We start from the raw sequence: 12741 nt of genomic DNA, 5'->3' as shown, positions 1-12741 counted from the left end.
CGGTCACCATCCAGTGACCGTCCCGCCTCCCAACCCGTCACCGCTTGCCCGCGCTCAGCGCGCCAGGCGCCGATGCCGCGCCGTCCTGCCCGCCGCACTCGCCGCTCGTGTCGCGCGCGCCCCAGCGCTGCGCGAGCGCCGCGCACGCCATCAACTGGATCTGGTGGAACAGCATCAGCGGCAGCACGATCGCGCCGACCGCGTTCGCCGAGAAGATCACCTTCGCCATCGGCACGCCGGCCGCGAGGCTCTTCTTCGATCCGCAGAAGATGATCGTGATCTGGTCGGCCCGGTTGAAGCCGAGCCGCTTGCTGACGAACGCGGTCAGCAGCAGCGCGATCGCGAGCAGCACGAGGTTGACGACCAGCAGGCCGCCGAGCGCCCGCGCCGGAATCTGGTGCCACAGGCCCTCGTTGACGGCTTCGCTGAACGCGACGTAGACCACGAGCAGGATCGAGCCCTGGTCGACGAAGCGCAGCACGCCGCGGTTGCGTTCGATCCAGCCGCCGATCACGGGCCGCAGCAACTGGCCGGCGATGAACGGCACGAGCAGCTGCATCACGATGCTGGCGACGGTGCTCCACGCCGACGCCGCGGCGGCCGACTGCGACGTGATCATCAGCCCGACGAGCGCCGGCGTGACGAAGATCCCGAGCAGGCTCGACGCCGATGCCGCGCACACGGCGGCCGGCACGTTGCCCTTCGCGATCGACGTGAACGCGATCGACGACTGGACCGTCGACGGCAGCGTGCACAGAAACAGCACGCCCGCATAAAGCGCCGGCGTGACGAGCGGCTGCAGCACGGGTTTCAGCACGAGGCCGAGCAGCGGGAACAGCGCGAACGTGCTGAGCAGCACGACCGCGTGCAGCCGCCAGTGGGTTGCGCCCGCAACGACGGCTTCCCGCGACAGCTTCGCGCCGTGCAGGAAGAACAGCAGGCCGACGGCGATGTTGGTCGCCCAGTTGAACGCGTGGGCGGCCGGGCCGCGGCACGGCAGGAGGCTCGCGAGCACGACGGTGCCGACCAGGGCGAGCGTGAAGTTGTCGGGAAGAAAACGGGGACGGGCCATCGGGAACTCGATTCGAAAACGACGGAGGCGCGCGTCGCGCGCGTGGATGGCGCTATTGTCCCGGTTGGCCATTCACTACACAAATTCATTGTGAGAATCGATTGATGATTCGATTGCATGCGACAACGGCCGTCGCGCCTGCCCGGCCATGCGCAAAACGGCAGAAGAATGTTCTGTCGCGTTCGCCCCCTGAAGTGAAAAAACCTAGCAGTAACATGGTGTTACACCGATGCCGGCGACCTAACACTTTTTGGCTCGACACCGTTTCGGGCCGCTCATAAATTACTGCTGAAAGCCTTGCGTCGGCCGAAAGGAGCCGGCGGCAGGCGTGGACAGGCACTGAACGATGACGGAACGTGTGAAACGGAAGATCGGACGATGGGTGGCAGGCGTGCTCGGCGCGCTGTTGGTGCCGCTTGCGCTCGCGCAGCCGCCACACGGCGGTCATGGGTTCGGCGGCCACGGGTTCGGTGGCGGCGACATGCGCGCGTATGGTCAGCAGGCTGGCGGCGGGTTCGGTGGCGGGCCCGTCTGGCGCCGCGTTCCGCCCCCCGCCGGTGCACGCGCCGGCGGCGTGAGCAGCTACGGCTCCCGCTGGGGGCTGCGGCCGACACCGTCGTACGGTCATTACGCCGCGCAAAGCCCGTATCGCCCGATCAGCGCCGACGCGCGCCAGATGCCGCGCCCGCCGGGCGGCGGCAACGTGCCGCTGCGCGCCGGTTCGATCCGCGCCGACGTCGCGCGCTACAACGAGGAGCGCGGCGGCCGTCCGATGCCGCCGCCCCGTTCGCAGGAAGAGCCCTCGCACTCGCCGTATTTCTCCCCGTTCTACCGAAACTGAGCGCCCGCGCGCTCGTCCTATGCCGGCTGATGCGAATTCGCCACAGTCGCGCGCAGATTTCCGCTGATTTTCCCGTCGCATTGCGCTATCTTTCGCGCCCGGCTCGCGTGCGCCACACCGCCGTCCCGTCGCGCAACCGCTTTCGCGCGGGGCCGCCGCGGTGCATCCGGCCACGTATCGATTCCGCGAAGTTAATGCTGGCGCTATACCAGCAATAAGTGTGCGCAATTTTGACCGGACAAATGATCCGTAAAGATGGCTGCGCCCCATACGACGCAAGCACTCGGCTCCAAAAAACAACGCTCGCGCCACTTATCGACTATCCGACAAAACCTGGAGATCCCATGAAAGCATTCGCTCGCCGTGCGTCGCGCACGTCCGTCAAGCTGATCGCCGCAGCCGCCTGTGCGGCGGCTGCCGCACCCGTTTATGCGCAATCGAGCGTGTCGCTCTACGGGCAGGTAGACGAATGGGTCGGCGCAACCAAGTTCCCGGGCGGCGATCGCGCATGGAACGTGTCGGGCGGCGGAATGTCGACGTCGTACTGGGGCCTGCACGGCGCAGAGGATCTGGGCAACGGCTACAAGGCGATCTTCACGCTGGAAAGCTTCTTCCGCGCGCAGAACGGCCAGTTCGGCCGCTTCCAGGGCGACACGTTCTTCGCCCGCAACGCGTACGTCGGCATCAGCTCGCCGTACGGCACGGTGACGGCAGGCCGCCTGACGACGCACCTGTTCCTGTCGACGATCCTGTTCAACCCGTTCTACGATTCGTACACCTTCTCGCCGATGGTGTACCACGTGTTCCTCGGCCTCGGCACGTTCCCGACCTATCCGAGCGACCAGGGCGCGGTCGGCGATTCGGGCTGGAACAACGCGGTGTCGTACACGTCGCCTTCGTTCGGCGGACTGAATGGCAGCGCGATGTACGCGTTCGGCAACCAGGCCGGCGACAACGGCTCGAAGAAGTGGAGCGCGCAGTTCAACTATGCGAACGGCCCGTTCGCGGCGACTGCCATGTATCAGTACGTGAACTTCAACAACGGCCCGCGCGACCTGAGCGCGCTCGTCGCCGGGATGAAGAGCCAGGGCATCGCGCTGGTCGGCGCGACCTACGACCTGAAGCTCGTGAAGCTGTTCGGCCAGTACATGTATACGAAGAATGACCAGGTCGCGGGCAGCTGGCACGTGAACACCGCGCAGGGCGGCGTGTCGGTGCCGCTCGGCGTGGGCAACGCGATGGCGTCGTACGCATATTCGCGCGATGCAGGCGGCCTCGACCAGACGCGCCAGACCTGGGCCGTCGGCTACGACTACCCGCTGTCCAAGCGCACGGACGTCTACGCCGCGTACATGAACGACCACATCAGCGGCCTGTCGACCGGCAACACGTTCGGCGCGGGCATCCGCGCGAAGTTCTGACGCGCACGCGCGATCGGCGCGCCGGACGCGCGCGGAAATCGCGCGTTCCGGCTGCATGTTTTCCCGCCCGAAACGGCGCCGCCTCCCCGCGGCGCCGTTTTGCCTTTGTTGACCTTTCTGTTTCCTCGCCTTTGTTACCCTATCTCGTAATTGGACCATTCCCCCGTCATTACGAGCTAGTTCGATGGATACCCTCGTCAGCATGAATGTGTTTCGCTACGTCGTCGAAGTGGGCAGCTTCGTCGGCGCGGCCGAGCGCATGCAGATGTCGGCTGCGATGGCGAGCAAGCACGTGATGCATCTCGAGCAGCAGCTCGGCGCGCGGCTGCTGCATCGCACGACACGACGCGTCGCGCCTACCGAGGCGGGACGCGAATACTACGAGCGCCTCGTGCAGGCGCTGTCTGAACTCGACGAAGCCGGGCAGGCCGTCGGTGCCGCGAGCGTGGTGCCGCAGGGCCGCCTGCGCGTGACGTCGCTGTCCGCGTTCGGGCTGCGGCACGTGATGCAGGCCGTCACCGATTACGCGGGCCGGTTCCCGGACGTGACCGTCGACATGACGCTGTCCGATCGCGTGGTCGACCTGATCGAGGAAGGCTACGACGTCGCGGTGCGCGCGGCGCCGAACGGATTGAAATCGTCGTCGCTGGTCGCACGGCAGATCGCGACCGCGCACATCCTGCTCGTCGCGTCGCCCGAGTATCTCGACAAGCACGGCACGCCCGCGACGATCGCCGATCTCGCGCACCACAACTACCTGCGGCGCGACTCGAATTCGACGATGCTCGACTCGCTCGTGATCGACGCGGCGGCCGCGTCGCGCGTGACCCTCAACGGCAACCTGATCGTGAACCATCTCGAAGGGCTGCGTGCGGCCGTGCTCGCGGGCGCGGGCATCGCGCTGCTCGGCACCGAGGTGGTCGGCGACGACATCGAATCCGGCCGGCTCGTGCCGGTGCTGCTCGATTCGGTGCCGCCGCACGAAGCGCCGATCTACGCGGTGTATGCGAGCCGCCGTCACGTGTCGGCTAAGGTGCGTTCGTTCGTCGATTTCCTCGCGGCGCGTTTCGAAGGCCAGTCGCTGTGCCCATCGATCGAGTCGCGCCTGCGCGTGCTGCCGATCACGCGGATCAAGCGCGCGGGCTGAGCCGCGTGTCCCGCGGCGGCGGGGCGATGAAAACAAAAGCGCGAACCGCTTGCGGTTCGCGCTTTTGTTTTGTCCGACGGGATTTGCGGCGGCGATGGCGAATGCGGCCGCAGGGGCCGCCGCATCCGTCAGCGTGCGATGCCGAGCCGCGCCTTCGCGTCGTCGTACTCGCGCTTCAGGCGCTCGACGAGCGCACCCACGGTCGGCAGGTCGTCCATCAGCCCGACGCCCTGGCCGGCGCCCCAGATGTCCTTCCACGCCTTCGTCTTGTCGCCGCCGAAATTCATCTTCGTCTTGTCGGATTCCGGCAGCGCTTCCGGATCGAGGCCGGCTTTCTCGATGCTCTCGCGGATGTAGTTGCCGTGCACGCCGGTGAAGAGGTTCGTGTAGATGATGTCGGACGATTTCGCGTTCAGGATCGCGTGCTTGTAGTCGTCGATCGCGTGCGCTTCCTGCGTTGCGATGAAGCGCGTGCCCATGTACGCGAAATCGGCGCCCATCGCCTGCGCGGCGAGGATCGAGCCGCCGTTCGCGATCGAGCCGGACAGCACGATCGGACCATCGAAGATCTTGCGGACCTCGCCGACGAGCGCGAACGGCGACGTCGTGCCCGCGTGGCCGCCCGCGCCGGCCGCGACGAGGATCAGCCCGTCGACGCCGGCTTCGAGCGCCTTCTGAGCGTGGCGCAGGTTGATCACGTCGTGCAGCACGATGCCGCCGTAGCTGTGCACCGCGTCGACGATCTCGCGCGCCGGCGCGCGCAGGCTCGTGATGAAGATCGGCACCTTGTGCTCGACGCATACGCGCACGTCGTGTTCGAGCCGCGCGTTCGACTGGTGGACGATCTGGTTGACCGCGATCGGGCCGATCACCGCGTCCGGGTGTTTCGCCTTGTGGTCGGCGAGTTCCGACTGGATCTGCGTGAGCCACTCGTCGAGCAGTTCGGCCGGACGGGCGTTGAGCGCGGGGAACGAACCGACGATGCCCGCCTTGCATTGCGCGAGCACGAGTTCGGGGTAGCTGACGATGAACATCGGCGACGCGATGACGGGCAGCGTCAGGTTCTGCAGGACGGTGGGCAATGCCATGTGATGTCTCCAGTCTCCAGGGAGGGCCGGCGCCCGCGCGGTCGCGTTGACGCCGACACCATGCTTTGCGGTCGAACGATGATTCGAGTGTAGCTGCGGAACGAGATCGTTCATATTAATACGAACGGTCGTGCGATTCTACGCGAGCTTAACAAAATGCGCGGTGTGGCCGCAATCGAGTGAGTGTTCTCTTTCTACGGATTCTGGCTGCTGCCCCGCTGTGAAGATGCGCGAGCGCTCCTAAAATAGCCGCCATAACAAACCAACGAGAAATAAACCATGTCGTTTGAGGCGTTTGCACCGTTTCGCGTGACGGTGCAGGACACCGACATCTTCGGTGTCAAAGGAGGCGCGGGCCCGCCGCTCCTGTTGCTGCACGGGCATCCGCAAACCCACATGATCTGGCATCGCGTTGCCGCGACGCTCGCGAATCACTTCACGGTGATCGCCACCGACCTGCGCGGATACGGCGCGTCGGGCCGGCCGCCGAGCGACGCGCGGCACGCGCCGTATTCGAAACGTGCGATGGCGGCCGACCAGGTCGCCGTGATGCGGCATTTCGGCTTCGAGCACTTCCATGTCTGCGCGCACGATCGCGGCGCGCGTGTCGCGCACCGGCTCGCGCTCGATCACGCGGATGCCGTCGAGCGGATGATGCTGCTCGACATCGCGCCGACGCTCGCGATGTACGAGAAAACCGATCGCGCGTTCGCGACCGCGTATTTCCACTGGTTCTTCCTGATCCAGCCGGAGCCGCTGCCCGAGACGCTGATCGGCGGGCATACCGATGCGTATATCGAGCGCGTGATGGGCAACCGGTCCGCCGGGCTCGCGCCGTTCGCGCCCGAGGCGCTCAATGCGTACCGCGCCGCGCTCGCGCAGCCGGGCGCGGTGCACGCGATGTGCGAGGACTACCGCGCATCGGCGACGATCGACCTCGAGCACGATCGTGCCGATCTCGAGCGCGGCAACAAGGTCGCGTGTCCGCTGCGCGTGCTGTGGGGCGAGAAAGGGATCGTCGGCCGCTGCTTCGATCCGCTCGACGAATGGCGTCGCGTCGCGCGCGACGTCAGCGGCCGCGCGCTCGAATGCGGGCACTACATTCCGGAAGAGGCGCCCGTCGCGCTGATCGACGAACTGCTCGCGTTCTTCGAGGCGCGCGACCCGGCCGCATGAGGGCGCGGGCGGGCGGCGCGGGCCGTCCGCTCAGCGGTGTGCGCTGTCGTCCTCGACGAGCGGCGGCAGGCGGCGCGGCACGGGCGTCGATTTCACGATCGCGGTGCTCGTCTCCGCGCGCTCCGTCACCTTCGACAGGATGTCGTCCAGGTGCGCGATCGTGCGCAGGTAGAGCCGGCAGATGAAGCAGTCTTCGCCGGTCACCTTGTCGCATTCGACGAATTCGGGAATCCGCCGCAGCAACTCCTCGACCAGATGCAACTGGCCGGGCAGCGGCTTCACGCGGACGATTGCCTGCAGCGTGTAGCCGAGCGCGCGCGGGTCGAGCTCGACGGTGAACGCGGCGATCACGCCTTGCGCCTCGAGCCGCCGCACGCGGTCGGCGGTCGCGGGCGCCGACAGCCCGATCTGCCGCGCGAGCTCGCTGGTCGCGATGCGCGCGTCGTCGGCCAGCGCCGCAAGGATCGCGCGGTCGGTCGCGTCGAGCGACGCGACGGCGGGTGGGGAAAGGCGTTTCGGCATGATCGCTTTGCTTTCGAAGGTAAATCGGCTGATTCACTTCAGTTTAGCCATGGTTGCGGCGAAAGCAAGTTTCTAGAATCGAAGTCATCCACTCTCATCGACGGAGTTCAAGATGGCCTCGAATGAAATTCGCCGCGGCGCCGCCGAAATGGTCGTCGCGATGATGATGTCCGGCACGATCGGCTGGCTCGTGATGTCGTCGCAGCAGCCGCTGACGAACGTCGTGTTCTTCCGCTGCCTGTTCGGCGCCGCGACGCTCGCGATCGTCTGCGCGGCGTTCGGCTTCCTGCGCCGCGCGCTGTTCTCGCTGCGGATGCTCGCACTTGCGACGCTCGGCAGCGTCGCGATCGTCGCGAACTGGCTGCTGCTGTTCGCCGCCTATTCGCGCGCGTCGATCTCGATGGCGACCGCCGTCTACAACACGCAGCCGTTCATGCTCGTCGCGCTCGGCGCGATCGTGTTCCGCGAACGGATCACCGCATCGACGATCACGTGGCTCGCGCTCGCGTTCGCCGGGCTTGTCTTCGTGGTGCGCGTCGAGCCGGCCGTGCTCGCGGTGCCGGGCGAATATCTGGAAGGCGTCGCGCTGTCGCTCGGCGCGGCATCCCTGTATGCGATCTCGTCGATCGTCACGAAGCATCTGAAGGGCACGCCGCCGCATCTGCTCGCGCTGCTGCAGGCCGGCCTCGGCATCGTGCTGCTCGCGCCGTTCGCGCACTTCGATACGCTGCCCGCGACTGCCGGGCAATGGCTCGACCTCGTCGTGCTCGGCGTCGTGAACACGGGCCTGATGTATGTGCTGCTGTACGGCGCGATCCAGAAGCTGCCGACCGCGATGACAGGCGCACTGTCGTTCGTGTATCCGGTCGTCGCGATCGTCGTCGATCGTGTTGCGTTCGGGCAGACGCTCGCGTGGACGCAGGTGTTCGGCGCGCTGCTGATCCTGCTCGCGGCGGCCGGCGTGAATCTCGGCTGGCGCATCGTGCCCGCGCGTCGCACGGCGGTCGGCAACTGAAACGGTCGTACGATTCGGCGCTGCGACGGGGTACCGCCGCGGCTCGCCGGCGGCGGATTTCGGGTACGAGGATTGCGCGCGGATTGTGCTCGAAATGAGCCCGCGCGCACGCGCGAAAGACGCTGTAAGAAGTTGTAGGGAAACACCCGATGCGATGCGGCCGCGTCGCTCGTATCATGCGGGCTGTGACGTTGATCACGTTCACAGGATTCCGATCTCGATGCCGTTCGCCCGTGAGGCTGAACGGCTTTTTTTTATGTGCCGCTCCCGGCGAGCATGCGCCGCCGCGCATCGAGCCGTGCGAGCAGCGCGCGCCGCGCGTCGTCGTCCGACGCACGCCATCCCTTGATCTCGTCGCGCGTGCGCAGGCAGCCCGCGCACCAGTCGGTGCGCGGATCGATCCTGCAGACGTCCGTGCACGGCGAGGCGACCGTGCCGACCGGCACCTGCACGTCGCTCATGCGTTGTCCCGCAAGGCGACGTCCGCGACCGGCGCGCCCGTCAGCGACACGAGTTCGTGCGGCGACAGGTTGAACACCGCGTGCGGATGGCCGGCGGCCGCCCACAGGCTGTCGAGCTCGAGCAGGTCGGCATCGATCAGCGTGACGGGCTCGACGAGATGGCCGATCGGGCAGACGCCGCCGATCGCATAACCGGTGTTGTCGCGCACGAACTTCGCGTCCGCGCGGCCCACCTCGCCGACCTGCGCGGCAACCTTCTTTTCATCGACGCGGTTGACGCCGCTCGCGACCACGAGCACGGGCGCGCCGTCCGACTGCCGGCGAAACAGGATCGACTTCGCGATCTGCGCGACCTCGCAGCCGAGCCCGGCCGCGGCCTCGGCCGACGTCTTGCCGGTTTCGGCGAGCATCACGATGCCTTTCGCATGGCCGCGCTCGCGCAGCAGCAGCGCGACTCTGCGCGCGGAATCGGGGAGGGAGTCGAATGAAGCAGGTGTCGTCATGTTGAGGAATCCATGGAATGCCGGGGTCAGACGCAGTTCGCGGCGTCGGCCGCGCTCTGCGCCTTGGCGAGCAGCGCGCGACCGGCGCGCGACACGTTCGTGCGGCCGATCGCGTTCGAGATGAAGTCGCCGGCGGCGACGACCTGCGCGAGATCGACGCCGGTGTCGATGCCGAGGCCCTGCATCAGGTACAGCACGTCCTCGGTCGCGACGTTGCCGGTCGCGCCCTTCGCGTACGGGCAGCCGCCGAGGCCGGCGACCGACGCGTGAAAGATCTCGATCCCTTCGAACAACGCCGCGTAGATGTTCGCGAGCGCCTGGCCGTAGGTGTCGTGGAAATGGCCCGACAGGCGTTCGCGCGGGAACACGCGCGTGACGGCCGAGAGCACTTCGCGCGTGCGCTTGGGCGTGCCGACGCCGATCGTATCGGCGATGTCGATCTCGTCGCAGCCGAGCGCCGCGAAGCGTTCGACGACGTCGACGACCGACGCGACCGGCACCTCGCCCTGGTACGGGCAGCCGAGCGTGCACGACACGCTGCCGCGCAGCCGCAGGCCCGCGTCCTTCGCGGCCTTCGCGACGGGCTCGAAGCGCGCGATGCTCTCGGCGATGCTGCAGTTGATGTTCCGCTGCGAGAACGCCTCGCTCGCCGCGCCGAAGATCACGACTTCGTCGGCGCGTGCGGCGAGCGCGTTCTCGAAGCCCTTCAGGTTCGGCGTGAGCACCGAGTACACGGTGCCCGCGCGGCGCTCGATGCCGGCCATCACGTCGGCGCCGTCGGCCATCTGCGGCACCCATTTCGGCGACACGAACGACGCGGCCTCGATGTTGCGGAAGCCGGCGCGCGACAGGCGGTCGACGAGCGCGATCTTCACGTCGGTCGGCACGAAGGTCTTCTCGTTCTGCAGCCCGTCGCGCGGGCCGACTTCGACGATCTTGACGGCGGTGGGGAAGCTCATGGTTGTCTCCGGTTTTGTCTGTATTCAGTAGCCGCGCGCGTAGTCGACGATGCCGCCGACGCGCTCGCCGCGCTCGAATGCGCGGATCTTGCCGGCGATCTGCTCGACGGCCTCCGCGCGCAGCGTTTCGGCCGAGCTGTGCGGCGTGATCGTGATGCGCGGCGCGCGCCAGAACGGATGGTCGTCCGGCAGCGGTTCGTGCTGGAACACGTCGAGCGTGGCCGCGGCGATCCGGCCGCTCGCGAGCGCGTCGAGCAGGTCGGCCTCGACGAGATGCGCGCCGCGCGCGACATTGACGACGTACGCGCCGGGCGCGAGCCGCGCGAACGCGCGCGACGACAGGATGCCGTCGGTGTCGGGCGTGCTCGGCAGCAGGTTGACGAGCACCTTCGCGCCGTCGATGCACGCGTCGAACGCGCCGTCGCCGGCGAAGGTCGCGATGCCGTCGAGCTGCTTCGCGCTGCGGCTGTAGCCGCGCACCGGCAGGCCGAGCGCGGCGAGCGCGAGCGCAACCTGCGCGCCGAGCACGCCGAGGCCGAGCACGGCGACGGTGAACGTTGCGCGCGGATGCGGTTCGAGCGGGTGCCAGCGGCGCTCGCGCTGCTGCGCGTCGTATTCGTCGAAGCGGCGCAGGTAGCGCAGCACCGCGTGCGTCACGTATTCGACCATCTGCTGCGCCATGCCCGAATCCTCGAGCCGCACGAGCGGCACGTGCGCGGGCAGCGTGCCCGGATGCGCGCGGTCGAGCGCGAGCAGCGCGTCGACGCCCGCGCCGAGGTTGAAGATCGCGCGCAGGCCGTCGCGCGGCGCGAACAACTCGCGCGGCGGGCGCCATACGAGTGCGTAGTCGGCGGCGGCCGTGTCGCCCGGCTGCCATGCGCGCAGTTCGGCTTCCGGCAGCGCGTGCGCGATCTCGTCGCGCCATGCGGCGGCTTCCTGGTGCGGGGAGTAGAACAGGATCTTCATTGCATGCTTTCGTGCGTGCCGGCGAGGCTCGTCACGGGAACGGCAAGAGGGAGCAGGCGCAGCGCGCCGGCGGGCGTAGCGGACATCGGGCGTCTCCTGACGACCGGGCCCGGCGCGTCGGCGCCCGGCCCGGTTCCGTGTGAAGCTGACGGGAAGCCCACATTCTACGGTTTCGACGCGAATTGCGCCGTCGCGCGGGCCGGCGCGCGCAAAAGCAAAGCACAAAATATTGGTTCGGCCGCCGGGCGCCGCGCGCCACAATCGAAACTCGTCTTCAAGCAAGCGAGGGCAATCATGCGCGCATGCAGCAAATCGGCGTGGCCGCCGCGGCTCGTCACCGTACCGGGCCTGCACGGCAGCGAAGGCGCTCATTGGCAGACCTGGCTCGAGCGGCAGTTCCCGCGCTCGCTGCGCGTCGAGCAGGACGACTGGGACGCGCCCGATCTCGCGCGCTGGGCGCAGTCCGTGCGCGCGCTGCTCGGCCGCGAGCGCGGCCCGTTCGTGCTCGCCGCGCACAGCTTCGGCTGCCTCGCGGCCGCGCATGCGCTCGCGCAGTGGCCGCATGCGGGCGATGTCGCGGGCGTGCTGTTCGTCGCGCCCGCCAGCCCGAAGAAATTCACGTTTGCCGGGCCGTTCGACGCGCGCCGGCTCGCGGTGCCGTCGATCGTGATCGGCAGCGAGACCGATCCGTGGATGCCGCTCGCCGATGCGCGCACGCTCGCGCAGCGCCTGGGCAGCGCGTTCGTGAACCTTGGCGATGCCGGGCACATCAATACGGCGGCCGGCTTCGGGCCGTGGCCGCGCGCGAAGTATTTCATCGACACGCTGGTGCACTGCGCGGCGCCGCTGCGCTTTCGCGAGACGACGGACGAGGCAGGCGAAACGTCAATTGTACTTTCCGAAACCGAATTGAGCCTAGAGCGCTCTGTGGTTCTGTTGGGTTGATCGTTGAGTACTGGACCATTCTAAGGGCAGTGATTCAGGCAGTATGCGATTTTGCGAGGCTCCAGACGTCGTTGTGGACCGGGTACATGCGTCGCAGCACGACGAACATAACCGGCTCCGACGACTGACCATACTCGCGCTCGACTTTGGTCAGCACGTCCCGATTGGCAGCCGTGTAGCGTCGCACAAAAGGCATTCGACGAAGTCCGTCTGACGCGCATCAGTGTCTTGAAATTGATCGAGTGCTTCACCAGCCGCGTGACATGGGCGCGGCTGACGCCGCGAAAGCGACGCAAATACAGTAGCACCAGCCCGCGATCGGCTGCGCTTGACGGGGGCGGTAACTCAAGGGCGCCAGAACCGACGCGATCCACGTGCATCGCGCCTGCGCGTTCGCGGGCGGCGTGAGTTCCAGTGTCCGGGTAGCGTCGAGCACGGCACTCATTTGCTCAACGGTGCAGATTCTTGTCTTGTCCAAATCGTTGATCACCTGACAGATGATCAACCATCTCCGATAGCCTGCGGCCCATCTGCAGTCAACTCCAGGCTCGCTTCCCCATTCAGTCTCGACGCCCGATGCAATTGAGCGCTTGCGGGCTCATTTGCCGTTGGATAGTACTGTTAT

At 67.3% G+C, this 12741-nt stretch carries 13 protein-coding genes; 6 read left to right on the top strand and 7 right to left on the bottom strand.

What is annotated here, in order from left to right:
- Positions 1 to 37 precede the first annotated feature (37 nt).
- On the bottom strand, positions 38 to 1072 hold the full coding sequence (locus ACM6JT_RS04050) for a bile acid:sodium symporter family protein (RefSeq protein WP_414856006.1): 1035 nt from the start codon (positions 1070 to 1072) through the stop codon (positions 38 to 40).
- A 346-nt stretch (positions 1073 to 1418) separates the two neighbouring features.
- On the opposite strand from ACM6JT_RS04050, the gene ACM6JT_RS04045 reads away from it, so the two are divergent.
- From ACM6JT_RS04045 to ACM6JT_RS04035, 3 genes are all read left to right on the top strand, one after another.
- A complete protein-coding gene (locus ACM6JT_RS04045; protein ID WP_414856005.1) occupies positions 1419 to 1913 on the top strand; it encodes a peptide-binding protein in 495 nt (164 codons plus the stop codon).
- A gap of 344 nt (positions 1914 to 2257) precedes the next feature.
- Positions 2258 to 3334 carry a porin gene (locus ACM6JT_RS04040; protein WP_105389562.1) on the top strand — a complete coding sequence of 359 codons (1077 nt, stop codon included), beginning with the start codon at positions 2258 to 2260 and terminating at the stop codon, positions 3332 to 3334.
- A 184-nt stretch (positions 3335 to 3518) separates the two neighbouring features.
- Entirely contained in the window at positions 3519 to 4481 is a 963-nt protein-coding gene (locus ACM6JT_RS04035) for a LysR family transcriptional regulator (RefSeq protein ID WP_034179216.1), read from the top strand.
- Positions 4482 to 4609: 128 nt separating this feature from the next.
- Here the strand turns inward: ACM6JT_RS04035 and ACM6JT_RS04030 are convergent, their stop codons facing one another.
- Positions 4610 to 5569 (bottom strand): NAD(P)H-dependent flavin oxidoreductase, encoded by a 960-nt coding sequence (locus tag ACM6JT_RS04030; RefSeq protein WP_034179215.1) that lies wholly within the window; start codon positions 5567 to 5569, stop codon positions 4610 to 4612.
- A gap of 279 nt (positions 5570 to 5848) precedes the next feature.
- Between ACM6JT_RS04030 and ACM6JT_RS04025 the strand changes: the two genes are divergently transcribed.
- Positions 5849 to 6745: an alpha/beta fold hydrolase gene (locus ACM6JT_RS04025; protein ID WP_414856004.1), complete on the top strand. Its 897-nt coding sequence runs from the start codon at positions 5849 to 5851 to the stop codon at positions 6743 to 6745.
- Positions 6746 to 6775: 30 nt separating this feature from the next.
- Here the strand turns inward: ACM6JT_RS04025 and ACM6JT_RS04020 are convergent, their stop codons facing one another.
- Positions 6776 to 7267, bottom strand: coding sequence for an Lrp/AsnC family transcriptional regulator (locus ACM6JT_RS04020; protein WP_034179213.1), 492 nt, complete (start codon positions 7265 to 7267; stop codon positions 6776 to 6778).
- A gap of 112 nt (positions 7268 to 7379) precedes the next feature.
- Here ACM6JT_RS04020 and ACM6JT_RS04015 point away from each other — a divergent pair, with 112 nt between their 5' ends.
- On the top strand, positions 7380 to 8282 hold the full coding sequence (locus ACM6JT_RS04015; protein ID WP_414856003.1) for a DMT family transporter: 903 nt from the start codon (positions 7380 to 7382) through the stop codon (positions 8280 to 8282).
- A gap of 254 nt (positions 8283 to 8536) precedes the next feature.
- Here the strand turns inward: ACM6JT_RS04015 and ACM6JT_RS04010 are convergent, their stop codons facing one another.
- Genes ACM6JT_RS04010 through ACM6JT_RS03995 form a run of 4 tightly spaced genes read right to left on the bottom strand, consistent with a single transcriptional unit; the run spans position 8537 to position 11171 of the window.
- Positions 8537 to 8743: a DUF1289 domain-containing protein gene (locus tag ACM6JT_RS04010; RefSeq protein WP_034179211.1), complete on the bottom strand. Its 207-nt coding sequence runs from the start codon at positions 8741 to 8743 to the stop codon at positions 8537 to 8539.
- Positions 8740 to 9246 (bottom strand): YbaK/EbsC family protein, encoded by a 507-nt coding sequence (locus ACM6JT_RS04005; protein ID WP_034179210.1) that lies wholly within the window; start codon positions 9244 to 9246, stop codon positions 8740 to 8742. The genes ACM6JT_RS04010 and ACM6JT_RS04005 overlap by 4 nt, the downstream gene beginning before the upstream one ends.
- Positions 9247 to 9272: 26 nt before the next feature.
- Complete coding sequence (locus ACM6JT_RS04000) at positions 9273 to 10205, bottom strand: hydroxymethylglutaryl-CoA lyase (protein WP_034179209.1); 933 nt, start codon at positions 10203 to 10205, stop codon at positions 9273 to 9275.
- Between the two features lie 24 nt (positions 10206 to 10229).
- On the bottom strand, positions 10230 to 11171 hold the full coding sequence (locus tag ACM6JT_RS03995; protein ID WP_414856002.1) for a 2-hydroxyacid dehydrogenase: 942 nt from the start codon (positions 11169 to 11171) through the stop codon (positions 10230 to 10232).
- Positions 11172 to 11465: 294 nt separating this feature from the next.
- On the opposite strand from ACM6JT_RS03995, the gene ACM6JT_RS03990 reads away from it, so the two are divergent.
- On the top strand, positions 11466 to 12116 hold the full coding sequence (locus ACM6JT_RS03990) for an RBBP9/YdeN family alpha/beta hydrolase (protein ID WP_414856001.1): 651 nt from the start codon (positions 11466 to 11468) through the stop codon (positions 12114 to 12116).
- The last annotated feature ends 625 nt before the right edge of the window (positions 12117 to 12741 follow it).

Source organism: Burkholderia sp. IT-111MI5 (assembly GCF_949752865.1).
GTDB lineage: Bacteria > Pseudomonadota > Gammaproteobacteria > Burkholderiales > Burkholderiaceae > Burkholderia > Burkholderia pyrrocinia_C.
The sequence above is the reverse complement of the archived record's forward strand: the minus strand, read 5'-3'. Positions and strand labels throughout refer to the sequence as shown.